Annotated in this window: 23 protein-coding genes; 9 read left to right on the top strand and 14 right to left on the bottom strand. The window is 64.6% G+C overall.

Annotated features, from left to right (window positions below; all coding sequences use genetic code 11):
- Positions 1-21: 21 nt before the first annotated feature.
- The 3 genes from sufB to F4U95_RS12360 all read right to left on the bottom strand — a co-directional run bounded on the left by sufB (position 22) and on the right by F4U95_RS12360 (position 3,006).
- The gene (gene sufB, locus F4U95_RS12370; RefSeq protein WP_150425889.1) at positions 22-1,506 is read right to left on the bottom strand and encodes a Fe-S cluster assembly protein SufB; all 1,485 of its coding nucleotides are present in this window, start codon (positions 1,504-1,506) and stop codon (positions 22-24) included.
- Positions 1,503-1,946 (bottom strand): RrF2 family transcriptional regulator, encoded by a 444-nt coding sequence (locus F4U95_RS12365; RefSeq protein WP_120251063.1) that lies wholly within the window; start codon positions 1,944-1,946, stop codon positions 1,503-1,505. Before F4U95_RS12365 ends, sufB begins: the two co-directional genes overlap by 4 nt.
- Before the next feature lie 118 nt (positions 1,947-2,064).
- The gene (locus F4U95_RS12360) at positions 2,065-3,006 is read right to left on the bottom strand and encodes an AraC family transcriptional regulator (RefSeq protein WP_150425888.1); all 942 of its coding nucleotides are present in this window, start codon (positions 3,004-3,006) and stop codon (positions 2,065-2,067) included.
- A gap of 353 nt (positions 3,007-3,359) precedes the next feature.
- Between F4U95_RS12360 and F4U95_RS12355 the strand changes: the two genes are divergently transcribed.
- Both F4U95_RS12355 and ggt read left to right on the top strand, forming a co-directional pair.
- Positions 3,360-4,412, top strand: coding sequence for a quinone-dependent dihydroorotate dehydrogenase (locus F4U95_RS12355; protein WP_150425887.1), 1,053 nt, complete (start codon positions 3,360-3,362; stop codon positions 4,410-4,412).
- Between the two features lie 309 nt (positions 4,413-4,721).
- Positions 4,722-6,425: a gamma-glutamyltransferase gene (gene ggt, locus F4U95_RS12350; RefSeq protein WP_150425886.1), complete on the top strand. Its 1,704-nt coding sequence runs from the start codon at positions 4,722-4,724 to the stop codon at positions 6,423-6,425.
- A gap of 29 nt (positions 6,426-6,454) precedes the next feature.
- Here the strand turns inward: ggt and F4U95_RS12345 are convergent, their stop codons facing one another.
- From F4U95_RS12345 to F4U95_RS12335, 3 genes are all read right to left on the bottom strand, one after another.
- Complete coding sequence (locus F4U95_RS12345) at positions 6,455-6,952, bottom strand: hypothetical protein (protein ID WP_150425885.1); 498 nt, start codon at positions 6,950-6,952, stop codon at positions 6,455-6,457.
- Positions 6,953-7,013: 61 nt separating this feature from the next.
- Entirely contained in the window at positions 7,014-7,430 is a 417-nt protein-coding gene (locus tag F4U95_RS12340) for a SufE family protein (RefSeq protein ID WP_150425884.1), read from the bottom strand.
- 135 nt (positions 7,431-7,565) lie between these two features.
- On the bottom strand, positions 7,566-8,090 hold the full coding sequence (locus tag F4U95_RS12335; protein ID WP_120251069.1) for a hypothetical protein: 525 nt from the start codon (positions 8,088-8,090) through the stop codon (positions 7,566-7,568).
- Positions 8,091-8,215: 125 nt separating this feature from the next.
- Here F4U95_RS12335 and F4U95_RS12330 point away from each other — a divergent pair, with 125 nt between their 5' ends.
- On the top strand, positions 8,216-9,106 hold the full coding sequence (locus F4U95_RS12330) for an aldose 1-epimerase family protein (protein ID WP_246171584.1): 891 nt from the start codon (positions 8,216-8,218) through the stop codon (positions 9,104-9,106).
- A gap of 157 nt (positions 9,107-9,263) precedes the next feature.
- Positions 9,264-10,841, top strand: a complete 1,578-nt coding sequence (locus tag F4U95_RS12325; protein WP_150425882.1) for a peptide chain release factor 3 — start codon at positions 9,264-9,266, stop codon at positions 10,839-10,841.
- Positions 10,842-10,934: 93 nt separating this feature from the next.
- Here F4U95_RS12325 and F4U95_RS12320 read toward each other — a convergent pair whose 3' ends face one another.
- Complete coding sequence (locus F4U95_RS12320; RefSeq protein WP_150425881.1) at positions 10,935-12,194, bottom strand: spinster family MFS transporter; 1,260 nt, start codon at positions 12,192-12,194, stop codon at positions 10,935-10,937.
- 95 nt (positions 12,195-12,289) lie between these two features.
- The gene (locus F4U95_RS12315; protein WP_150425880.1) at positions 12,290-14,650 is read right to left on the bottom strand and encodes a TonB-dependent receptor; all 2,361 of its coding nucleotides are present in this window, start codon (positions 14,648-14,650) and stop codon (positions 12,290-12,292) included.
- A gap of 159 nt (positions 14,651-14,809) precedes the next feature.
- On the opposite strand from F4U95_RS12315, the gene F4U95_RS12310 reads away from it, so the two are divergent.
- Positions 14,810-15,427 (top strand): TetR/AcrR family transcriptional regulator, encoded by a 618-nt coding sequence (locus tag F4U95_RS12310; RefSeq protein WP_120251074.1) that lies wholly within the window; start codon positions 14,810-14,812, stop codon positions 15,425-15,427.
- Between the two features lie 103 nt (positions 15,428-15,530).
- Positions 15,531-15,932: a PilZ domain-containing protein gene (locus tag F4U95_RS12305; RefSeq protein ID WP_161600397.1), complete on the top strand. Its 402-nt coding sequence runs from the start codon at positions 15,531-15,533 to the stop codon at positions 15,930-15,932.
- A 2-nt stretch (positions 15,933-15,934) separates the two neighbouring features.
- Here F4U95_RS12305 and metW read toward each other — a convergent pair whose 3' ends face one another.
- On the bottom strand, positions 15,935-16,528 hold the full coding sequence (gene metW / locus F4U95_RS12300; protein WP_056692280.1) for a methionine biosynthesis protein MetW: 594 nt from the start codon (positions 16,526-16,528) through the stop codon (positions 15,935-15,937).
- The gene (metX, locus tag F4U95_RS12295) at positions 16,525-17,661 is read right to left on the bottom strand and encodes a homoserine O-acetyltransferase MetX (RefSeq protein WP_150425878.1); all 1,137 of its coding nucleotides are present in this window, start codon (positions 17,659-17,661) and stop codon (positions 16,525-16,527) included. The genes metW and metX overlap by 4 nt, the downstream gene beginning before the upstream one ends.
- Before the next feature lie 76 nt (positions 17,662-17,737).
- Between metX and F4U95_RS12290 the strand changes: the two genes are divergently transcribed.
- From F4U95_RS12290 to F4U95_RS12280, 3 genes are all read left to right on the top strand, one after another.
- A complete protein-coding gene (locus F4U95_RS12290; RefSeq protein ID WP_246171583.1) occupies positions 17,738-18,688 on the top strand; it encodes a 2-hydroxyacid dehydrogenase in 951 nt (316 codons plus the stop codon).
- 540 nt (positions 18,689-19,228) lie between these two features.
- Positions 19,229-20,326 carry a histidinol-phosphate transaminase gene (hisC, locus tag F4U95_RS12285; RefSeq protein WP_150425876.1) on the top strand — a complete coding sequence of 366 codons (1,098 nt, stop codon included), beginning with the start codon at positions 19,229-19,231 and terminating at the stop codon, positions 20,324-20,326.
- Between the two features lie 4 nt (positions 20,327-20,330).
- Positions 20,331-21,236 (top strand): prephenate/arogenate dehydrogenase family protein, encoded by a 906-nt coding sequence (locus F4U95_RS12280; RefSeq protein ID WP_150425875.1) that lies wholly within the window; start codon positions 20,331-20,333, stop codon positions 21,234-21,236.
- Between the two features lie 222 nt (positions 21,237-21,458).
- Here F4U95_RS12280 and F4U95_RS12275 read toward each other — a convergent pair whose 3' ends face one another.
- The 4 genes from F4U95_RS12275 to ftsE are packed head-to-tail and all read right to left on the bottom strand — an operon-like array spanning position 21,459 to position 24,312.
- Complete coding sequence (locus F4U95_RS12275; RefSeq protein ID WP_150425874.1) at positions 21,459-22,142, bottom strand: lysophospholipid acyltransferase family protein; 684 nt, start codon at positions 22,140-22,142, stop codon at positions 21,459-21,461.
- Between the two features lie 12 nt (positions 22,143-22,154).
- Positions 22,155-22,688, bottom strand: a complete 534-nt coding sequence (locus F4U95_RS12270; protein ID WP_150425873.1) for a YdcF family protein — start codon at positions 22,686-22,688, stop codon at positions 22,155-22,157.
- Positions 22,685-23,590 (bottom strand): cell division protein FtsX, encoded by a 906-nt coding sequence (locus F4U95_RS12265; protein WP_150425872.1) that lies wholly within the window; start codon positions 23,588-23,590, stop codon positions 22,685-22,687. Before F4U95_RS12265 ends, F4U95_RS12270 begins: the two co-directional genes overlap by 4 nt.
- Positions 23,590-24,312: a cell division ATP-binding protein FtsE gene (gene ftsE, locus F4U95_RS12260; RefSeq protein ID WP_120251084.1), complete on the bottom strand. Its 723-nt coding sequence runs from the start codon at positions 24,310-24,312 to the stop codon at positions 23,590-23,592. Before ftsE ends, F4U95_RS12265 begins: the two co-directional genes overlap by 1 nt.
- Between the last annotated feature and the right edge of the window lie 167 nt (positions 24,313-24,479).

Here is a 24,479-nt window from a genome sequence, read left to right as displayed (position 1 = left end):
AGTCCGGCATGACGGCGTGAATTATCCAACGCTACCTTCCAGCGAAATCCCCAGCAGCTTTTGCGCCTCGACGGCAAATTCCATCGGCAGCTGTTGCAGCACTTCCTTGGCGAAGCCGTTGACGATCAGCGACACCGCGCTTTCCTGATCCAGTCCGCGCTGCATGGCGTAGAATAACTGATCGTCGGAAATCTTCGACGTCGTCGCCTCATGTTCGATCTGGGCGCTGGGGTTGCGCACTTCGATATAGGGCACGGTATGCGCGCCGCACTGGTCGCCCAGCAACAGGCTGTCGCACTGGGTGAAGTTGCGCACGCCCTCCGCGCCCGGCGCCACGCGCACGAGGCCGCGATAGGTGTTGTTCGAACGCCCGGCGCTGATCCCCTTGGACACGATGGTCGATCGCGACCCCTTGCCATTGTGGATCATCTTGGTGCCGGTATCGGCCTGCTGCATATTGTTGGTCAGCGCGACGGAGTAGAATTCGCCAACGCTATTCTCGCCGTTCAGCACGCAGGACGGATATTTCCAGGTGATCGCCGACCCGGTTTCCACCTGCGTCCAGCTGACCTTGCTGTTGCGGCCCTGACACAGCGCCCGCTTGGTCACGAAATTATAGATGCCGCCCTTGCCATTCTCGTCGCCGGGATACCAGTTCTGGACGGTGCTGTACTTGATCTCGGCATCGTCCAGCGCGACCAGTTCCACGACGGCGGCATGCAGCTGATTTTCGTCGCGCATCGGCGCGGTGCAGCCTTCCAGATAGGAGACATAGCTGCCCTCGTCCGCGACGATCAGCGTGCGTTCGAACTGCCCGGTATTCTCCGCATTGATGCGGAAATAGGTGCTCAGCTCCATCGGGCAGCGCACGCCCTTGGGGATGTAGACGAAGGTGCCGTCGGAAAAGACCGCGCAGTTGAGCGTCGCAAAATAATTGTCGTGCATCGGCACGATCTTGCCCAGCCACTTCTTCACCAGATCGGGAAATTCGCGCACGGCTTCGCTGATCGAGCGGAAGATGACGCCCGCTTCCTCCAACTCCTTGCGGAAGGTGGTGGCGACGCTGACGCTGTCGAACACGGCGTCGACCGCAATCTTGCGGCTGCCCTTCACCCCGGCGAGCATTTCCTGCTCGGCGATGGGGATGCCCAGCTTCTGATAGGTCGCCAGGATTTCGGGATCGACCTGATCCAGCGAATCCAGTTCGATCTTCTTTTTCGGCTCCGCGTAATAATAGGCGTCCTGATAGTCGATCGGCGGGACGTTCAGCTTCGCCCAGTCCGGCGCATCCATCTTCTGCCACATGGCGAACGCCTTCAGCCGCCAGTCGAGCAGCCATTGCGGCTCGTTCTTCTTGGCGGAAATGAAGCGGACCGTATCCTCGTTCAGCCCCTTGGGCGCGAAGTCCTGCTCGATGGCGGACGACCAGCCATGTTCGTAGGTCGACGCGCGATCGGCGGCGTCCTGCGCTTCCTGGTTGCGAACGGTGGTTGCTTGTTCAGTCATGCCATTTCTCGTGTCAGACTGGCGATCGTCACCCCCGCGAGCGCTTCGCGGATGGCATTGTTCGCCACATTCATGTGCGGACGGATGCGGCAATCCTGTTCCAGATTGCAGTCATGCGCCCCTTGTTCGCTACACGCGGTCATGGCGATCGGCCCTTCGACCGCCTCCACCACATCGGCCAGCGTGATGGTGGCCGGCGGGCGCGACAGGCGTACGCCGCCACCGGTGCCCCGGCTCGATTCGAGCAGGCCGGCGGCCGACAGGCGACTCACCAGCTTCTGCGCGGTGGGCAGCGGAATGCCGGTTTCGGCCGACAAAGTGGTCGCGTTCATCTTGAGATGCCTGTTGGTCGCAGGGTCAAACCCCGCTCCTGCACCACAATGGCGCGCGGCGGCGGACATCAGCACGACCGCATAGTCAGCGAAGCTCGACAGTTTCATGTCGTGTCACGCGCCCTTCAAAGTTGCGAACCATTCTCAAATCGGACCGATTCCATCCGATTGGGCGCATGTGGTCGCACAGGGGCGTTTAATCAAGGAAATTTTGCTTGGGGGACGCCTAGCTCAACCGGTTCAGCACCGCCACATCGCCACCCAGCGATCGGCGCAACAGCGTCAATTGCGCGACCGCCGACGGCTCGGTCTGCAATTGATGCGGGGTCAGGCCGATGAAATGCTTGATCTCCCGGATGAAGTGCGACTGGTCGTAAAAGCCGCCTTCCTCACATAATTGCTGCCAGCTGTCGCCATCCAGCGCGATTCGCGCCGAACAGCGCAGCGCCCGATATTTGCGCGCCAGCATCTTGGGCGGGGCACCATAATATTTATTGGCCAGCCGCGCGAGCTGGCGCGGCGACAGGTCGGTCGCCTCCACCAGCGTCTCGATCTTTGGCGACCCTTCACCCACCAGCCAGGCGTCGATCGCCGCCAGCAACGTCCAGGTCGCGGGGCGAAGCGGTCGGACCAGCTTCCCCAGTTCCGCCCAGCACAGGGCCGCCATCGCATCGGCATCGTCACCCAGCGCGCGCAGCCCGTCCAGCAGGCGCCGATGAACCTCACCCCGTTCCGCCGCCAGATCGCACAAGCGGTCGGCCAGCACGCTGGCCTCGCCACCATGCAGCGCCACCCAGCCCGCCGGCAGCAGCGAAATGCCCATCAACCGCAACGGCCGGTCCAGCACGAATCGCGTCGCCCCCATCGTCGGCCCCAGCAGGCAGACGTCAGGCGATTCCATCACCGTCCCGTCCTGAAAATGATAATGGCCGCCGCCCTCCAGCGTCAGCCGCAACTGCGGCACATCGGCACGAGTGGCGTCGGCATAGTGATCGGCGGACACGGTGAAGAAATAGAGCGAGCCGAAATAAGGCCGCAAATGCGGCGGCGCCGCGAAATAGCGCAACCGCACCGGCCCCTGTGCCGCATCGACCGCATAGGAAAGCGGCCCCCGGTCATCCGGCAGCGCAACGGCGCGTACCGCATTTTCGCTATGATGCGACCCCATTTTTTCACCCCTGGCGATTACTATGCGCCAACGCGACGGCGGTGCAAGCGTTCGAAAGGGAAAAGCGTAAAGTTTTTCGACATCTAGCAGTCGTGGACCCAAAAAAATGACCCGGCGATTTTCATCGCCGGGTCAGTAAAAGGTCTCATAGGCCATAGGCCTGAGAGCCTTCGGGTCGCAAGGCGGCTTTACGCCTGAATCACAGCAACTTTATTGGATGAAACGGACATTTTTCCGCTGCAAACGGTCTCATTCATGACGTTTCTTGTCATGAAATAACCAAGAGCGGCCTCTGTTGCTGCACGGCAACAGGCTCTCGACGGATTGGCGGTCCGCTGGCATAGGCTTGGCGCATGTCCTATCGCCTGATCCGCCCCCTGCTGTTCGCCCTGGATGCCGAGCGCGCCCATCACCTTTCGATCGCAGCGTTGCGCTTCATGCCGACGCCCGCCCCGCTCGCGCCCGATCCGATGCTGGAATCGGTGGTGGCGGGCATCCGCTTCCCCAATCCGGTCGGCCTGGCGGCGGGCTATGACAAGGACGGGCGGATCGCGCACAAGATGCATGGCCTGGGCTTCGGCTTTGCGGAACTGGGCACGCTGACCCCGCTGGCGCAACCGGGCAATCCCCTGCCGCGCCTGTTCCGCCTGGTGGAGGATCGCGCCGTCATCAACCGCTTCGGCTTCAACAATGGCGGCCAAGGCGCGGCGGCGGACCGCATCGCCCGCTATCGCCGACCGATCGGCCAAGGCCCCGTCATCGGCATCAATATCGGCGCGAACAAGGACGCGACGGCCGCCGGGCGCGGCATCGCCGATTACGCCACCGGCGTGACCTGCATGGCGCCGCTGGCCGACTATCTGACCGTCAACATCTCCTCCCCCAACACGCCGGGCCTGCGCGCCTTGCAGGGTCGGGCAGCGCTGGACGACCTACTGTCCGCCGTCATGGCGGCCCGCGGCGGCCATGCGACTCCGATCTTCCTGAAGGTCGCGCCCGATCTGGAACCGGCCGATGTGGACGATATCGCCGCCGCCTGCCTCGACCACCGCGTCGACGCCCTGATCGTGTCCAACACCACCATCACCCGCCCAGCCCTGCGATCGGCCCATGCCGGCGAAGCAGGCGGCCTGTCGGGCGCGCCGCTGACCGACCTGTCGCTGGAACGGCTGCGGGACTTCCGCCGGCTGCTGGGCACCCGCCTGCCGCTGATCGGCGTCGGCGGCATCGCCACTGCGGAACAGGCCTATGCCCGCATCCGCGCCGGTGCCTCGCTGGTCCAGCTCTACAGCGCGCTGGTCTATGAAGGGCCATATCTGGCCAAGCGGATCAATCGGGGCCTCAAGGCGCTGATGACGCGGGATGGCGTGAAGAACGTCGCGGAGATCGTGGGCGTCGATATTTGATAGCCTTGAGGGTTGAGTGAGGGGAAGAGGGAGCAGGGGATCCCTCTCCCTTGAGGGAGAGGGCTGCGCAGACTTGGCAGCTTGCTGCCTAGTCGAAGCTGGGTGAGGGGGAGAAACCTCACGGCAATAGGCCAGTCTTGCGCCAGCCCCCCTCATCCAACTCCGCCTAACCGCTGCGCGGCAAGGCTTCGTATCCTTCTCCCTCCAAGGGAGAAGGAAGGACCGCTTCCGCTCGCTACCCACCTCCCACTCGTCCCAAACCCGCCCGAAAGGGTTGCAGCGCACAACGTAACGATTAGGGTGGCGGCCATGACATCCCGCCTTTCTGGCCTGCTGGCCCCCCTCGCCCTTCTCGCTCTTGCACCCGCGCCCGCTGTCCTCGCTCGCGAGCCGGTGTCGACCAACGCCACCGTGTCCGCCGCCGATCCGCGCGCGGCGCAGGCGGGGCAGGAGATATTGCGCAAGGGCGGCAGCGCCACCGACGCCGCGATCGCGATGATGCTGACCCTCAACGTGGTGGAGCCGCACAATAGCGGTATCGGCGGCGGCGGCTTCCTGATGCATCATGACGGCAAGACCGGCCTGCTGGAATCGATCGACGGCCGCGAAACCGCGCCCGCCGCCGCGCGGCCGGATCGCTTCATGGGACCGGACGGCAAGCCCCTGCCCTTCATTCAGGCGTGGCCGGGCGGCTATTCGGCCGGCGTGCCGGGCAATCTGCGCATGGCGTGGGATGCGCACAAAAAATGGGGCAAACTGCCCTGGGCTGATCTGTTCGCGCCCGCGATCCGCTATGCGCAAGATGGCTTCGACCTTGGCGAACGCACCGCCACCGCCCTGCGCGCCACCCAGAATATCTGGGCCGATTTCCCGGAAATCCAGAAAGCCTTCTGGATCGACGGCGCCCCGCCGCCGGTCGGCACCCACCTGAAAAACCTGCCGCTGGCCGCTTTGTTCAAGCGGATCGCGACGGAAGGCCCGGATGCCTTCTACACCGGCGAAAATGCCCGCCTGATCAGCCAGGCCGTCACCAACGCGCCCAAAAACCCGGTGCCGATGACGGAGGCCGATCTGGCCGGCTATCAGGCCAAGCCGCGCAAGCCGGTCTGCGGTCATTACCGCGCCTATACCGTGTGCGGCATGGGTCCGGTGTCGGCCGGCGGCGTGACCGTGCTGGAAATTCTCGGCATGGTAGAGCGCTTCCCGCTGGCCCAATGGGGCAAGGATGATCCGCGCAGCTGGCATGTCATCGGCGAAGCGATGCAGCTGGCCTATGCCGATCGCGACACATGGCTGGGCGACCCGGAGTTCGTATCGGTACCCGTCAGCGGCATGATCGACCCCGCCTATCTGAAACAGCGCTCCTCGCTCATCCGCCTGAACAAGGCGCTGGGTGCCTATAAGCCCGGCACGCCCCCCGGCGCGCAGCCGCGCACCGCGTCGCTGCCCCAGCCCGAAAGCGGCACCAGCCATTTCGTCGCGGTGGACCGCAATGGCGACATCGCCGCCTGGACCTCCACGATCGAAAGCTTCTTCGGCAGCCAGCTGATCGCCAACGGCGTGATTCTGAACAACGAACTGACCGATTTCAGCTTCACCCCCGAAAAGGACGGCAAGCCGGTCGCCAACCGGGTGGAAGCGGGCAAGCGCCCCCTCTCCTCCATGTCCCCCACGATCGTCTATGACGACAAGGGCACGCCCGTCTTCACCGTGGGTGCGGCCGGCGGCAAGACCATCATCATGCAGGTCGCAAAGGCGCTGATCGCCCATCTCGACTGGGGCCTGTCGGCGCAGGATTCGATCGCGCACGGCCTGCTCTTCTTCGACGGCAACGGGCTGGTGGTGGAACAGGGCACGTCGCTGGAAGCGATGAAGGCGCCGCTGGAGAAGCTCGGCCACCGCGTCAGCGTCAACAAGATGGGTCTGAAGGCCAATGCCGCCGAACGCCTGCCCGACGGCCACTGGCAGGGCGCCGCCGACCCGCGCAGCCCCGGCGTGTCGTTGCAGGAATAAAAGCTACAACTTCCGTTCGGAGGGAGGCTCTACCCCTTCAGATCCAGCCCAGCGACGTTGAACTCGAACGGCGCGGTCTGGCTCTTGCCGTCCACCACCAGGTCGACCTTCACGCTCTTGGCATCCTTGATCACGCCATAGGCGCCCTGCGACGGCGCGATCGCGATACCGTCGTCATTGGTCGCCATCCGCCCCTTCCACTCATGCTTTTTCCCGTCGTCAGTGGTGGCTGTGATCCGGCAGTCCGACAAGTCGCAGGTGAAGGGCGCGCCGACCAGCTTGACCGTGACGTCCGCGCCGCCCTCCTTCAATGGCTGGACCAGCAGGACCGAAAATGTATCGGGGGCCGTCATCGTCTGCACGCTGTTGACGCTGCCGATATAGGCGACCTTGGGCCGCCCGCCATTTTCAGCGCCCTCATATTTCCACACCTGGCCGATCTGCTCGCGCTGGGTCGGGTCCTTGGGCTTGTTGTCGCCGCAGGCCGCCAGCGTGGCGACGGCCGCAATCATCAAAATGGCGCGCATCGCGTCCTGTCCTTCCAAAATGGTTACGGAAGGACAATGTCTGAACCGGCCTGCGGTTTCCTCAATCGGTGTAACGGCCCGCCGTTTCGCGGATCAGGGCGATCATGTTGGGAATGCCCTGGGTCCGGTTGGAACTGAGCTGGTTCTTCAAATCGAACGGCGCCAGCGCGCCTTCGATATCGGCCGCCGCAATGTCTGCCGGCGCACGATCCTGCACGGTCAGCAGCACCAGCGCGATGATCCCCTTGGTGATCGCCGCATTGCTGTCCGCCAGGAAATGCAGACGCCCGTCATCGCGTACGGTGGGATAGACCCACACCGCCGCCGAACAGCCGCGCACCAACGTCGCGTCGGTCTTGAGCGCGTCGGGCATATCCTCCAGCCCACGCCCCAGATCGATCAGCAGCCGATAGCGATCGTCGGCATCCAGAAATTCATATTCTTCCTGAAGATCGGCAAGAGTAGGCTGGTCGGTCATGGCCGCCCATATAGGGGCAAATGGGCCAAGCGGAAGCGTGTTTTGATAACGCCTATCCGGCCCACAACATCATCCTTCCTATAAAACGTCATGCTGAACCAAGTTCAGCATGACGTCAGGCGTAGAAAGTCGATCTTAGCTTACTACCTTGCATCCCTTGGCCGCCGCCATCCCGCGCAGATAGCCGCGCCGCGCAATGCCGGCCGTCACCGCCGCCTGCAAGCGCCGCTCGGCCGGGGCCGCGCCGCTGATTTCGCGCACAAGGCCCCGGAAGGGGATCAGCGAATTGACCACCGTCTTGCCGACCGCCGTGGCAATCTTGCCGGTGCGGTTCTCGTTCGCCGTGGCGCCCACGGTGAAATCGTCGCCCAGCACGGCGTTGAGTTCGCCAAGCGACGCCTTCAACCCCGTACAGCTGCGCGATGGCGGCGCGGCATAGGGATTTTCCACCGCCTTCAGCAGGACCGGGGGAATCTCCTCCTTGTCCAGCCCCACGTCGCGGGCCGGCTGGGTAGCGATCTTGCCCGCCTTATCCAGATTGCCCTCTTTCTTCTTCGCCTCTTCCTGATTGGCCTTGTCCGCAGACTGGTCCTGTTTCTGGGCGAGCGCGGCGCAGGGCATAAGCAGCGCCAGGGCGGTTGCGATTGCGATAGATTTCATTGTGATCCTCCGCTGCGCAGAACCAGCGATCGATGCCATCGGTTCCCTTCCGAAACGAACAGCGAAGGAGACAGGGGATCGCGGCGCCGCTATGCGACGACAAACCTTATGCAGGAGGCCCTTCCTTGCCCGAATCCGACCCGCGTTTCACCATCGCCTCGCCCGCTCTGTCCGCCACAATCGACCCGCTTGGTGCCGAACTCTGGTCGCTGACGGACGGCGAAGGCCGCGCGCTGATGACCGATGCCGATCCGCGCTGGTGGACGGGCCACGCCCCGCTGCTCTTCCCCTTCGTCGGCCGATCGCGCGGCGACACCTACCGCCTCGACGGGCAGGAACATCCCATGCCCCAGCATGGCTTCGCGCGCCGCAAGCCGTTCGTGCCGGTCGATCAGGACGAGGCCAGCCTTACCCTGCGGCTGGAGGCGGATGACGAAAGCCGCGCCGCCTATCCCTTCGACTTCCGCCTCGACATGGCGTTCGCGATTGAAGACGCCACGCTGCGCATGACCGCGACCGTCACCAACCGGGGGGAGGCCGACATGCCTTTCTCCTTCGGCTATCATCCCGCCTTCGCCTGGCCGCTCCCTTATGGCGGCGCGGCGGAGGATCATCGCATCCGCTTCGAAAAGCCCGAACCCGCACCCATCCGCAAGGTCGGTGCCGAACCCGGCCTCATCGCCCGTGAAACCACCCCCTCCCCCGTGGACGGCGACACCCTCGCCCCCACTTATGCGATGTTCGATGGCGACGCGCTGATCTGGGACGATCTGGCTAGCCGATCCTTGACCTGGGGCGTGCCGGGCCGACTGCACCTCAAGATCGACTTCCCCGACACGCCCTGGCTCGGCCTCTGGCAGAAACCCGGCGCCCATTATCTGTGCGTCGAACCCTGGGCCGGCATGGCCGATCTGGTCGGCTTTACCGGCGATGTGTGGGACAAGCAGGGGATCATCCGGCTGGCACCAGGCAATGCCCGCAGCTTCCGCATGGACGTCAGCCTGATTGGCGACTAAGTAGCCCGCTTTCCGTTCGTCCTGAGTAGCCGCTGATCCCGGACTTGATCCGGGGGGCGTATCGAAGGATGGGTTTGGCGCGGATGCTTCGATACGGGCCTTCGCCATGCTCAGTCCCTACTCAGCACGAACGGCTGTTGTTATTTCTGGACGCGCCATGACCATCCCATCCCGCCGCACCTTCGCGATCATTTCCCACCCGGACGCCGGTAAGACCACGCTGACGGAAAAGCTGCTGCTGGAAGGCGGCGCCATCCATCTGGCCGGTGAGGTCAAGGCGCGCGGCGCCAACCGTCGCGCCCGGTCCGACTGGATGAAGATCGAGCAGCAGCGCGGCATTTCCGTGACCAGTTCGGTCATGACGTTCGAGCGCACGCGTGATGGTGAAACCATCACCTTCAACCTGCTCGACACGCCGGGCCATGAAGATTTCAGCGAAGACACCTATCGCACCCTGACCGCTGTCGACTCCGCCGTCATGGTGATCGACGCGGCCAAGGGTATCGAGCCGCAGACCCGCAAGCTGTTCGAAGTCTGCCGCCTGCGCAACCTGCCCATCATCACCTTCGTCAACAAGGTCGATCGCGAAGGGCGCGAAACCTTCGGCCTGCTGGACGAAGTCGCCGACCAGCTGCAACTCGACGTCTGCCCGATGAGCTGGCCCGCCGGCATGGGTGGCGAGTTCGAAGGGATTTACGACTTCGCCACCAACCGGCTGATGCAGCCCAGCGGACCCAGCCGCGAATTCGACGGCACGCGCCAGCAGTTCAGCGACCTGAATGATCCGAAACTCGCCGATCATCTGTCCGATCGCGCGCTCGCCAAATTGCGTGAGGAGGCCGAACTGGCGCAGGGCGGCTATGCCGAATTCGACCTCGACCGCTATCGCGCCGGCGACCTGACGCCGGTCTATTTCGGATCGGCCCTGAAGCTGTTCGGCGTCACCGAGCTGATCGACGCCCTGTCGGCCCACGCCCCCTCGCCCCGCTCGCAGCCGGCCGAACCCGCCGCCGTCGAACCCGACCAGAGCGAAGTCACCGGCTTCATCTTCAAGGTGCAGGCCAATATGGACCCGATGCACCGCGACCGCATCGCCTTCATGCGCCTCGTCTCCGGCAAGTTCCGGCGCGGCATGAAGCTGACGCCATCGGGCAGCGGCAAGGCGCTGGCCGTTCACTCGCCCATCCTTTTCTTCGCGCAGGACCGCGAGCTGGCGGATGAGGCCTTCCCCGGCGACATCATCGGCATCCCCAATCATGGCGCATTGCGCGTGGGCGATACGCTGTCCGAAAAGCCCGGTCTGCGCTTCACCGGCCTGCCCAATTTCGCGCCGGAAATATTGCGCCGCGTGCAGTTGAAAGACCCGACCAAAACCAAGCAGTTGCGCAAGGCTCTGGACGACCTCAGCGAAGAAGGCGTCATCCAGGTTTTCTATCCCGAAATCGGCAGCAACTGGATCGTCGGGGTGGTCGGCCAGCTTCAGCTCGAAGTGCTGATCAGCCGGCTGGAGGCCGAATATAAGGTCGCGGCAGGGCTGGAACCCTCACCCTTCGACACCGCCCGCTGGATCAGCGGCGACGATGCGGCGGTCAAGGATCTGGTCAGCTATAATGGCGCCAACATGGCCAAGGACCGCGACGGCAATCTCGTCTTCATGGCTCGCAGCGCCTGGGACATCGGCTACCAGCAGGAACGCCATCCCAAGGTGAAGTTCAGCGCGACGAAGGAACGGTAAATTCAAACTCCGTTCGTTTCGAGCGTGTCGAGAAACGAGTAGCGCCGCGCTGGCCGCTTCTCGACTTCGCTCGAAGCGAACGGCAGTTGATAGCTACGCCACAACCCAATCCTTGCGCAGCGCCTTGCCCGCCAGCGCCATGAACAGCCCGGCGAGCAGGTAGAAGCCCAGCGCCGCGACGATCGCATAGCGCAACGCCTCGACCCCATAGGTCGGCGTCAGCGCATCGGACAACGCACCGACGCTCCATGACCCAAGCCCCAGCCCGACGAGATTGTTGATCAGCAGGAAGGTCGCCGCCGCACTCGCCCGCATATGGGGCGGCACCAGATGCTGCACGGCGGTCAGCACCGGTCCCAGCCAGACATAGACCAATGCCTGCGGAATCAGGAACAGCGCGAAGGCGAAGGGGACGCTGCTCGACAGCACGCCGACCACGAACAGCGGCATGCCGATCACATAGCTGACCGCCGGCACCCAGGCATAATATGCCTTGTCCCTGCCACCCATCGCATCGCCCAGGAAGCCACCCAGCAACACGCCCGCCACCCCGCCGATCAGCAGCAGTCCGCCCAGAAACTGCCCCGCGCCCAATATGTCGAGGCCGAAACTGCGCATCAGCAGGCTGGGCAGCCAGAAGGCCACGCCATAGCCGCACATCGAACTGCATGCCGCGCCGAGCGCCAGCATCCAGAAGCTGCGCTTGGCCGCAAGGATGCCGAACACCGCCGACACCGGCACCGCCTCGCCACTTTGCACCGGCCGCGCCGGTTCCCGCACCACAAGGCGAAAGATAGGCGCGATCAATATGCCCAGCAGGCCGACCGCGATGAAGGCCGTGCGCCACTCCACCGTCTGCGCGATATAGCCGCCCAGCAGCACGCCGCCCGCCGACCCCAGCGGAATGCCGAGCGAATAGATGGACAGCGCCCGCGCCCGCTGATGCGCCGGGAAATAGTCGGCAATCACGGCATAGGAGGGCGCGACGCCGCCGGCCTCCCCCACGCCCACGCCGATGCGGAACAGGAACATCTGGGTAAAGCTGCTCGCGACCCCGCACAGCGCAGTGAAGCCGCTCCAGATTGCAAGGCTGACGGTGATGACCCAGGTGCGGCTGGTCCGGTCCGCCAGCAACGCCAGCGGAATCGCCAGCGTCGAATAGAGCAAAGCAAAGGCGATCCCACCCAGCGCACCAAGCTGCGTATCGCTCAGCCCCAGCTCCGCCTTGATCGGCCCGGCAAGAATGCCCAGGATCTGCCGGTCGAGGAAATTGAACGTATAGACCAGCAGCAGCATCGCCAGCACGACGCCACGATAGGCGGGGGAGGATGGGGGTGTGGTTGGGTTGGTCATAAGGCTTTCACCCATCTCCGTTCAGTTCGAGCTTGTCGAGAACCGTTGCGTGAAGGTTCTCGACAAGCTCGAACCGAATGGACGGGCAGGCTAGGTCAGAACTTCAACGTGCCCGTCACGAACACCTGCCGCGGATTGCCGTAAAAGGCGGTCAGCGTGCCTTCACGCCCCAGCGATGGCGTCGGGAAACCCGCCGCATTGTTGATGATGGCGCCTGTCACCGGATTGGCCGCGACGAAGGTATAGCCCGACGTCTTATATGCCTTGTCCAGGATGTTCTTGCCATGGACGCCGATCGTCCAGCGGTCGCTGGGCGCGGTATAGACGATGCTGGCGTCCCACAGCGCATAGCCGCCTTGGTCGATATAGGGGTTGGGAATTTCGAACTGGTAGGTCTTGGACCGCCAGGACAATGTGCTGCCGACATAGAGGCTGCCGTCGCCCACCGGAGTGTTATAACTCAACGTCCCGCTCGCGGTCCATTTGGGCGTATTCTGCACCCGGCGATATTGCGCCACATCGGTCGGCACGCCGCCGATGTTGGTGATATATTCCCGATATTCCGCGTCGATATAGCCGATCGCGGTGGCCAGATTCAGCCGGTCCCCGCTCGACAGGATATCGCGACCCAGCCGGGCATTGCTCTCGAACTCCAGCCCCTTGAACCGCGCCTTGCCCGCATTGGACACGATGCCGCAGAAGGACGGCGTCGCCACCCCGCCGACATTGACGGTGCAGGCGACCGACCCCGGAATCTGTACATCCTTATAATCGGCATAGAAGCCCGCGACCGCGACATAGAGCGCGCCGTCCATGAAATTGCCCTTATAGCCGACCTCATAGCTGTCCACTTCTTCGGGACGGAAGCTGAGGAAGGAGGCGATTTCGCTATCCTGCCGGATGCCGTCGCCATTCAGGTCCGGCGCATTGGTGCCCACGCCGCGCGGGTCGAAGCCGCCGCCCTTGAAGCCCTTGGAATAGCTGGCATAGATATTGTGATCTTCCGTCGGCTTGTAGCTGACGGAGAAGCGCGGCGTGAATTTCTTATATTTCGCCACGCCCCGGAAATCGGTGCTGGGCGCGCCGAAGGGCAAGCCCGCGCCGCCGAAGACCGGCGACCCGCCGCCCAGATAATTTTGCCGAAGAATATCCGCGCGCCGCTCGTCCCAGGTATAGCGGCCACCGGCCGACACGCTGAACTGCGGGCTGAAATCATAGGTGAAATCGCCGAAGATCGCATAGGTTTCGGTATCGACATCGGCCTGGGTGAACGCCGTCAGGCCCGCCAGCGTGGTGAAGATGCGCGTGTCGAACTGCGTATCGGCGCTGGCATCCAGATAATAGAAGCCGATCATGCCCTTCAACGGCCCGGCATCGACCTGCAACTGCACTTCCTGGCTCAGTTGCTCATTGCGGTAGAAGGCCGGCACATCGACATCGACGGCGGGCAGCGCATCGAAATCGATCGGCGACGCGCTGTCATCCTTGCGCCAGGCGCTGATCGATTTCAGCGTGAAGACATCGTTCAATTCGGCCGAGATATTCATCGACAGGCCATAGGATTTGACCTGCTGCCGGGGGTCGAGCAAGCCGCCGCGCGTGTCGAACACATTGTCGAGCACCGGCGCGCCCGACGCCTGTCCGGGGATCAGCCGATGGCCGCCGCGCGGGCTGCTCTTGTCCTTGCTATAATCGCCGGTGATGCGCACCAGCACCGGTTCGCCATAGCCGCCCATTTCGAACGTGGCGCGCCCGGCCCAGATATCCTTGTTGTAATTTTCCTGCCCCGTGGTGAGGTTCTTGCCGAACCCGCCGCGCGACAGGCGGGCAAAGGCGCCACCGACGCGGATCAGGTCGCCGATCGGCGCCGACGCCGTGACGATCCCGTCCGCCTGATCATAGCTGCCATAGGTGCCCTTCACCTTCAGCGCGAAATCCTGCGGCAGCAGCTTGGTCACATATTTCACCGCGCCGCCGATCGTGTTGCGGCCATAAAGCGTGCCCTGCGGCCCGCGCAGCACCTCGATCCGTTCCACATCATAAATGTCGAGCAGCGCGCCCTGCGGCCGGTTGAGATAGACATCGTCCAGATAGATGCCCACGCCCTGTTCGAAACCCGACACCGGATCTTGCTGGCCCACGCCGCGAATGAAGGCGGTCAACGTCGAATTGGTGCCGCGCGACGCCTCCAGCGTGGTGTTGGGGGTGACGTTGGCGAGGTCCGTGATATCGATCGCCCCGCCCCGCTCCAGCGCCTCGCCGGAAAAGGCGCTGACCGCGATCGGCACGCTGACCAGCGTTTCCTCACGCCGGCGGGCAGTGACGACGATCGCTGCGCCATCTTCGTCGGCAGCGGCCTGCGGCGTGGCGTTCTGCGCCAGTGCAGGCAGCGCGATCATGCCGCCCCACGCGGCCGAAGCGAGGGCAATCGCACGAATGGTCTGATGGGCCTTCATCGGGTCGGTCCTCTCCTGAAAATGGCGCGCCCGGTCTACCGGGTCGCTTTGCCTTGTCCATTCGATAATGAAAGTTGAACCAGCTTTCAACTTGAAATAAGAGGCAGGAGATGAGCGCGCGCCGGTGCGGCAAAAAATACACGATTTTCAGGAGTGGAGATGACCGACCAAGGCGCCGCAAAGGATGACAAGACGCCCCGCACCGCGCGCGGGGAACGCACCCGCCGCGCCCTGCTGTCGGCCGCTGCGGCGGAATTTGGCGAGAAGGGATTTCATGACGGGTCGATCAGCGGCATCACCCGCCGGGCGGGCTGCGCGCTCGGCAGCTTTTACACCTATTTCGATACCAAGGACGATATTTTCCGCGCGCTGGTGAACGACATGTCGGGGCAGGTGCGCGATTATGTATCGCCCCGCATCGCGCAGGCGCGCGACGGCATCGACGCGGAACGGATCGGCCTGCTCAGCTTCCTGGAGTTCGCCCGCACCCACAAGGAAATCTACCGCATCATCGACGAATCCGAGTTCGTCGATGCCGCCGCCTATCGTGCCCATTATGAAAATACCGCCAGCCGCATGGCCGCGCGCCTCACCAGCGCCGCAGCCCGCGGCGACGTGCGGCCCGACGTCGAAGAGGTCCATGCCTGGGCGATCATGGGCATGAACGTGTTTCTGGGCCTGCGCTATGGCGTGTGGGACGACAGCCGCCCCGCCGAGGAGGTTGCCGCCATCGCCAATGCCCTGATCGAGCGAGGAATCGGCGCGCAAGGCCGATAAAAGCACCGTCCGTCGCATGGGCAACCCGGATCGGCGCTACCCCTGCAACCGGCCGCCCGGTTCAGGACTCCTTGTCCTGACCAACCATCATGCGAGAAGGATCATGGATCTCCCACCCCGCCCGAAACGCTCCAACGTCTTCATGGACGCTCATCTCAATCTGGGCGAGCCACTGTCGGCGGCTCAATTGGTGCGCATCCGCGACATTTCAGAAGGCGGCGCCCGCATTCAGGGCAAGTCGCCCGGCGTCGGCGTCCGCATCGTCATCACGCGCGGCGCAACGCAAATGCCCGGCCGGGTCGTATGGACGGCAGACCGTCATTTCGGCATGGAATTTGACGAACCGGTCGATGTCGATGCGGTGCTGAAGGCCGCCCCGCCCAAATCGCCCGACCGCCCGGTCTATGCGGCGGCTCTCACATCCGGCCTCACCCATTTCCGCCGCGAAGCCGCGCGCGGCCGCACGGCGTCCTTCGGCCAGCGTCTGGCAGGCGCCGGTCGCTAATATTATTTGCGCAGCAGGAACACCGCATGCTCCGCGAAGAGATTCGCGTTGGCGTGGGTGGTTTCCTTGTCGCCCTTCAGGAACCACTGGCCATCGATGGTCCAGCCGCGCTCCTTCACCAGCGCACGGAAATCGTCGACCGTCACATGGTGGATGTTGAGCGTATCATACCAGGTGTCGGGCAACAGCCGCGTCACCGGCATCCGCCCGCCCCACAGCAGCGAAATGCGCCCGCGCCAGTGCGCGAAATTGGGGAAGGACACGAATGCCTGCCGCCCGATGCGCAGCAATTCCTCCACCACCAGGTCCGGCCGCCGCGTCGTCTGCAACGTCTGGCTCAAGATCGCATAGTCGAAACTGGCGTCGGGATAATAGCCAAGGTCGGTGTCGGCATCCCCCTGCACCACCGACAGGCCACGGCCCACGGCAGCGGCCACGTTCGACCCGTCAATCTCCAGCCCGCGCGCATCCACCTGCGCATTGTCGCGCATCGCCGCCATCAGCGCGCCGTCGCCGCAGCCCACGTCCAGCACGCGCGCACCCTGACGCACCGTGCGTGCGATCAATGCCAGATCGGGCCGCAGAGTCTCGCTCATGCCCGGCCGCCTTTCAGGAATCCGTCCACCACCCGGTTGAGTTCGGGACATTCCAGCAGGAAGGCGTCATGGCCGAACGGGCTGGACAGTTCCACGAAACTGGCCTGCGCGCCCGATGCGTTCAGCGCATGGACGATGATCCGCGATTCGGTGGTGGGGTAGAGCCAGTCGGTATCGAAGCTGACGAGGCAGAAGCGCGCCTTGGTCGCGGTAAACGCCTTGGCCAGCGATCCGCCATGATCGTCGGCAATGTCATAATAATCCATCGCGCGGGTAATGTAGAGATAGCTGTTCGCATCGAACCGCTCGACGAAGCTCAGCCCCTGATGCCGCAAATAGCTTTCCACCTGGAAATCCGCGTCGAAGCCGAATGTCTTGGCGTCCCGCCCCTGCAAGCGCCGCCCGAATTTCTCGGTCAGCCCCGCTTCGGACAGATAGGTGATATGCGCGGCCATGCGCGCGACGGCCAGGCCCGCGCTCGGCACCTGCCCGTCGGCATAATAATCGCCACCCCGCCAATGGGGATCGGCCATGATCGCCTGCCGCCCGACTTCGTGGAACGCGATATTCTGCGCGCTGTGCCGCGCCGTCGACGCGATGACGACGCAGCTTTCCACCCGATCAGGGAAGAGCGTCGGCCAGGTCAGCGCCTGCATCCCCCCCATCGACCCGCCGATCACGGCGGACAGGCGATCCACGCCCAGATGGTCCAGCAAAGCCGCCTGCGCGCGCACCATGTCGGCGATGGTCAGCACCGGAAAGCGCATGGCGTGCGGATCGCCGGTCGCAGGGTCGATGCTGGCCGGGCCGGACGACCCCATGCAGCTGCCGATGACGTTGGAACAGACGATGAAGTGGCGCGCCGGATCGACCGGCTTGCCTTCACCCACCAGCCGCCACCACCAGCCGGGCTTGCCGGTGACGGGATGGTCGGACGCGACATATTGGTCGCCGGTCAACGCGTGGCAGATCAGGATGACGTTGGATTTATCCGCATTCATCGTGCCATAGGTTTCATAGGCGATATCGACCGGGCCAAGCAGCGCACCGCTCGACAGGTGCAGGGGACCGGTCAGACGGGCCTGCCGACGCAGGCCGAAACGACTATCTTGACTGATGGGGACGCTGGCCATGATGCAGGCGGGGCTAGGACCGCCGTCTCCCTCTGTCAATCTGGCGCATCGGTGGCACAGTCCCTAGATGGGCGACATGACCCAGACCCAACGCCCCCCGATCGTCGCCTATGGCCCCTTGAACCCCTATATGGATGCCGAACTGGCCCGCCGCTTCACCGTCCATGTCGTGGCGGCCGATGCCGATCCCGCCACCCTGCCCCCGCCGGTGCGCGAAGCCCGCGCGCTGGTCAGCTTCGGGTCGGTCGGCGCATCGGCCGCGATCATGGACGCGTTGCCCAAGCTGGAAATGATCGGCCTCTTTTCGGTCGGCTATGACAAGGTCGATGTGGAGCACGCCCGCGCAAAGGGCATCCGCCTCACCAACACGCCCGATGTCCTGAACGACGATGTCGCCGACCTCGCCGTCGGCCTGCTCTATGCCACGGTGCGCAACATGGTCGCCAACGACCGCATGCTGCGCGCGGGCGACTGGGCGCGGGGCACCCGGCCCGCTTTGTCCGGCCGGGTGACGGGCCGGCGCATCGGCATATTGGGCCTTGGCCGCATCGGCCGCGCCATCGCCAAACGACTGGAGCCGGTGGCGGGCGAGATTATCTATCACAACCGGCGCGAAGCGGCCGACACATCCTATCGCTATGTCGCCGACCCGATCGCCTTCGCGCAGCAAAGCGACGTCATCATCGTCGCCACCTCGGGCGGTCCGGAGGCCGCGAAGCTGGTCGACGCCGCCATGCTCGACGCGCTCGGCCCGGACGGGGTGGTCGTCAATATCAGCCGGGGCAGCGTGATCGACGAGGACGCGCTGATCGCCGCGCTGGCGCAAGGCCGCATCGCCGGCGCCGGGCTGGACGTCTTCGCCCACGAACCCCATGTGCCACAGGCGCTGATCGCCATGGATCAGGTCGTGCTGCAACCCCATCAGGGCAGCGCCACCACCCACACGCGCAAGGCGATGGCCGACCTCGTCCTCGCCAATCTGGACGCATGGTTCGCAGGTAAACCGTTGCTGACCCCGGTGGTGTAGGGGGCTATTCTTGGCCCTCTCCCGTTCTTCACGGGAGAGGGTTGGGTGAGGGTCTTTCTTCTTGCTGCGGGGAAACATTCAGTAAGGAAAAGACCCTCACCGACTTCGACTAGGCAGCAAGCTGCCAAGTCTGCGTTGCCTCTCCCGTGAAAACGGGAGAGGGTTTAGAAATGCTCGCTTCCATTCACTAACCGCCCGGCTGCAAGCCATCCAACATGCTTCCAATGTAGGATTTATTCTGGCCTACCCTGTCCGATGGACAGCCTTCCCCTCGCCCTCTTTCCCTGTCGCCTTCCCGTCGCAAGACAGACGCCCAGCCGTCGCTTCCCGTCGTCCAAGTGTCGCGTCCGTGGCGCGCCATTGTCTCGCCCGCGTCGCGCAAGGGACGCTCCTGCGGCGCGTCGGTGTGGCTTCGCGGGCGCCTTGCGAGCGCTTCGACCCCTTTTTTACCCTGCAACGGTGTGAACTTCGCTCGTCGCTTCATTGTCGCCCCTTCCACCCACTTTGCCTTTCGCCAGGAAGCCGCTAAAGCCCGCAACCATGACAAAACCAGCTCCCAAGGATTGGATCCTCGGCATTCATGCCTATGTGCCGGGCAAATCGGCGGCCGACGATGGCCGTCCCCTCATCAAATTGAGCGCCAACGAAAATCCGCTCGGCACCAGCAAGGCCGTGCGCGAAGCCTTCGTCGCCGCGACGGCGGACATGGCGACCTATCCCGATCCTGCCGCGGAAAAGCTGCGCGCGGCGATCGGCGCGGTCCATGGCCTCGATCCCGACCGGATCATCTATGGCACCGGGTCGGACGAGCTGCTGCATATCGCCGCCTCCGCCTATGCCGGGCCGGGCGATGAAATCCTCTATGTCCGCTATGGCTTTGCCGTCTACGACATCGCCGCCCGCCGCGTCGGCGCGACCCCGGTGATCGCCCCGGACAAGGATTATGCGACGGACGTCGACGCGCTGCTCGCCGCCGTAACGGACAAGACCAAGGTCGTCTTCCTCGCCAATCCCAACAACCCGACCGGCACGATGACCAGCCGGGAAGAGATTGCCCGGCTCCACGCCGGGCTGCGCCCCGACATCCTCTTCGTCCTGGATCAGGCCTATGCCGAATATCTGGAGGATGGCGAGGATGACGGCGGGCTGGACCTGGCGAAGACCGCGTCCAACATTCTCGTCACCCGCACCTTCTCGAAAATCTATGGCCTGGCCGCCGAACGGATCGGCTGGGGCTATGGCTCGCCCGAGGTGATCGACATCCTCCACCGCATCCGCGCGCCGTTCAACGTGACGACGGCGGGTCAGGCAGCGGCGATCGCGGCGATCGGCGACAGCGAATGGGTCGCGTTCAGCCGCACCCATAATGCCCGCTGGCGCGACTGGCTGGCCAGCGAAGTCGCCGCGCTGTCCAATCATGGCCTGCGCGCGGTACCCAGCAAGACCAACTTCCTGCTGATCCTGTTCGACGGCAAGCTGACCGCGGAAGCCGCGATGAAGGGGCTGTGGGACGAAGGCTATGCCACCCGCTGGCTGCCCGGTCAGGGCCTGCCCAACGGCCTGCGCATCACCATCGGAACCAAGGCGCAGAACCGCGCCGTCGCGGCCAAGCTGCGCGCCATGGCGGAGGCCGCCTGAGCCCATGCTGCCGTTCGCGCGCGTCACCATCATCGGCCTGGGGCTGATCGGCTCCTCGCTCGCCCGCGCGATCCGGGCGGACATGCCCACCGTGCGCGTGACCGGCTATGATGCCGATCCCGCCGTGCGCGAAACCGCCCGGCGGATCGACCTGACCGACGATGTCACCGACACGGCGGGCGCGTCCGTCACCGACGCCGATCTGGTGATCCTGTGCGTACCGGTGCGGGCGATGGGCGCGGCTGCGACAGAGATCGCCGACGACCTGCCGGCCGATGCGATCGTCAGCGATGTGGGTTCCTGCAAGGTGGATGTGCTGGCGCAGCTCAACGCCGCGCTGCCGGGGCGGACCATCATCCCGGCGCACCCCGTGGCCGGGACCGAAAATAGCGGGCCGGAAGCAGGCTTTGCGACCCTGTTCAAAGGCCGCTGGTCGATCGTCACCCCACCCGCCGACGCCGATCCCACCGCCGTCGAGCGCGTCGCCGAACTATGGCGGCGCGTCGGCGCCGACGTGGAAATGATGGACCCGGCGCATCATGATCTGGTGCTGGCGGTGACGAGCCATCTGCCGCACCTTATCGCCTACACCATCGTCGGCACGGCCAGCGACATGGAGAATGTGACCCAGTCGGAAGTCATCAAATATTCCGCCGGCGGTTTCCGCGACTTCACCCGCATCGCCGCGTCGGACCCGACCATGTGGCGCGACGTGTTCCTGGCGAACAAGGATGCGGTACTGGAAATGCTTCAGCGCTTCTCGGAAGATCTGTCGGCGTTGCAGCGGGCGATCCGCTGGAATGACGGCGACGCCCTGTTCAACCTGTTCACCCGCACCCGCGCGATCCGCCGGTCGATCATCGAACAGGGTCAGGACGACGCCAAGCCCGACTTCGGCCGGTCGCACTGACGCGGCTTAGAGCATTTTGAAGTCAGCTGGCACAGCTGACGGCTCGCAAAATGCGGAACACAAAAGACTTTTAGAGCATGATCCGGATCATGCTCTAAAAATCGCTTTCCTACTCTGCCACGTCCCGCTTAGAGCGGGATGACATATGAATAACCGTTCGTGCTGAGTAGGGACTGAGCTTGTCGAAGGACCGTATCGAAGCATCCGCACAGTCATCCCGCCCTAATTGAGCGCGTTGATCGCCGCATGGACCCGCGCCTCGGCCTCCTTGCGGTCCAGGCCGACCGGCACGATCTCCCCCACCTTGTAGGTGATGGTGCCGGGACGTTTGAGGAATTTGCCGCGCGGCGACACCCGCCCGCTGTCGATGGCGATCGGCACGACGGGCAGGCCGAGCAGGCTGTAAAGGCCGGCGAACCCGGCCTTGAGCGGCGGCGATTCACCATGCGGCACGCGGGTGCCTTCGGGGAAGAGGCAGATGGCGCGGCCCTGCGCGATCCGGTCCTTCGCCGCCGCGCGCAAGGTGCGCAAGGCGCTCGCCCCAGCGGCGCGTTCGATGGGGATGAGGCCGTAGCGGCGGGCGATCCCGCCCCATAGAGGGATGTCGAACAATTCCCGCTTGGCGCCGATCGCCGGCCGATCGAACAGGCACAATATATCGATCGTCTCGAACATCGATTCATGTTTCGCGATGTAGAGATAGGGGCCGATCGGCAGGTCGCCTTCCACCACGATCCGCTGCCCCAGCAGCCGGCGCACGCACCATCGATGGAAACGGCTCCAGTTGGTCGCGGTATTCTGCACCATCAGCGGCGTGACCCAGCCAAAGGCCATGGCCCACAGCACGAAGATCAGGCTGCCGGGATAGAAGGCCAGCGCGAAGAGAATGGAGCGGATGACGATCACATGCAGGTCCGATCAGATGCCGATGAGCGCGGCGATGCGCCGCAACAGATATTTATTATATTCCCGCGCCAATATGGTGAGGCTCGGGCGGCTGGGCACCGCGTCATAGACGATCGTCACCTTGCCGTCCGGCATCGACTGGCGCAGTTCCAGCGCGGCGCGGCGCATATGCCAGTCGGTGGTGATCAGGCGCACGGTCTTGTAATCGCGCCGCTCCAGCCAGCGCGCCGTCTCCAGCCCGTTGGAACGCGTGTCGATCGCTTCGCGGCCCAGCGTGATGCAACAGCTGAACAGGCTTTCGGGCGTCTTATATTGCACCGCCAGTTCGACCGGGCGAACGGAGCGGTCCACGCCGGAAATCAGCATCCGCTTGGCCGATCCGTCCTGCAACAGGGCGATGCCGCGGTCGATACGCCCCGCCCCGCCGGTCAGCACGACGATCGCATCGGTCTGCCGCCCGTCTAACGGCTGGGGCAGGAAGATGGCGAACCAGGCAAAGCCCAGCATCCAGGCGAGCAGAGTAATGGCAACGAAGCGGACGATCACAGCGCCCGACCCAAAGCCCGCAGCACCGTCCAGCGCGCCGCCAGCGTCGCCAGCACCACGCCGAAGATCGGCAGGGCCACAAGGATCAGCCAGCCGCGCATGTCGAGTTCCACCGCGCCGATCAGGTCCGATCCGGTGGCGGCAAGGCGCAGGCCGATCAGCAGGATGACGAACGCGGCGAAGGAAAAGCCGAGCGCACTGCCCATCAACGCGTCCAGACCGATGCGGCGCTGGAACAGCCGGGCGATCTGCACATCGGTCGATCCCATCAGGTGCAGCACGTCGATCGTGCCGCGATGGCTGTCATGCGCGCCGCGCGCCGCCAGGACGACGACGGCGCCGGTCGCCAGGATCATCAACAGCACGACACCCGCCGACAGCCAGCCCAGCGCGCTCAGCAATCCGGCCAGCGGCAGCAGGAAGGCGGCATGGGGTTCGATCCGCAATTTGGGCGATAGATTGGCGAGCAGACGGCGCAAACCGCCGATCTTGGCCTCCGCATCGCCGGGCGTCAGCATGACGTCGATCAATGCGGGGACCGGCAGGTCGCCGCTGGTCGCCGCATCGCCCAGCCAGGGGCGCAACTGGTCGGCCAGTGCTGCCGGATCGACCGGAGCGGCCGCGCGCACGCTGTTGGAGGATCGCAGGGCCGTCAGCGTCCGTGCCGCCAGCTGGGCGCGAACCTGCGCGTCGGCCTCTACCACCTGCACGCTGGCGCGCCCGGCAAGGTCGGCGCTCATGGACCGGACGGCGGCGCCCAGGCCCAGCCCGGCGGCGGCGGCCAGCACGGTCAGGAACATCATGATCGCGATGATCCACGGCATCGGCCCGGCAAGACGACCGCCGGGCAGCAGGCGATGGCGCGCGGCGGCAGACGCCTTGCGATCTGCATGGCTGGGCATCAGGCGTTGCCCTGCGGCTTCGACTGGGATTGGGGCGGGTAGCGCAGCGTGCCGGTCGGGTCGGCCAGCCGCCCCTTGTCCAGCCGCATCATCTGCGCGCCGGATACCTGCGCGATGAGGGGCAGGTCATGGGTGGCGACGACGATGGTGGTGCCCAGCCTGTTGAGCGCCTCGAACAGGGTCATCAGGCGGCGGGCCATGTCGGCGTCCACGTTACCGGTCGGTTCGTCTGCTACCAATATTTCCGGGCGGCCGATCACGGCGCGGGCGATGGCGACGCGCTGCTGCTCCCCGCCCGACAAGGTGGCGGGGCGCGCCTGGCCACGATCACCCAGCCCCACCCAGTTCAGCATCTCCACCACCGGGGCGTCGATCTCGCCCTCCTCCATGCCCGACACGCGCAGCGGCAGGGCGATATTGTCATAGGCGGACAGATGCGGAACGAGCCGGAAATCCTGGAACACCACGCCGATGCGGCGGCGAAAACCCGGAAGGCGCTTGCGTGGCAACGTCACCACATCCTCACCGAACAGGCGGATGACGCCGCGGCTGGGGCGCTGGGCCAGATAGAGCAATTTCAACAGCGAGGTCTTGCCCGCGCCCGACGCGCCGGTCAGGAAATAGAAGCCGCCACTGGACAGCGAAAAGCTGACGTCGGACAGCGTTTCACTGTCCAGACCATAGCGCAGGCCGACATTTTCGAACTGGACGATGGCCGACATGGCTGAATGTTATCGCGCCGTCGCGCTCCCTGCTTCCGACAAGTATCAGCCATGGCACAGCGGGCGCCCCGCCGTAAAGCCCGGCCCGCATTCTGCCACGAGTCGCGGCAGAATGACTCGGATCGTCGTTGACGTCTTGCGCGCGAGTCCCTGCCGTGCCTATGAAG

Origin of the sequence: Sphingobium limneticum (assembly GCF_008710165.1) — a bacterium.
Taxonomy (GTDB): domain Bacteria; phylum Pseudomonadota; class Alphaproteobacteria; order Sphingomonadales; family Sphingomonadaceae; genus Sphingobium; species Sphingobium limneticum.
Note: the sequence above shows the minus strand (reverse complement) of the source record. Positions and strands in the feature narration are given on the sequence as shown.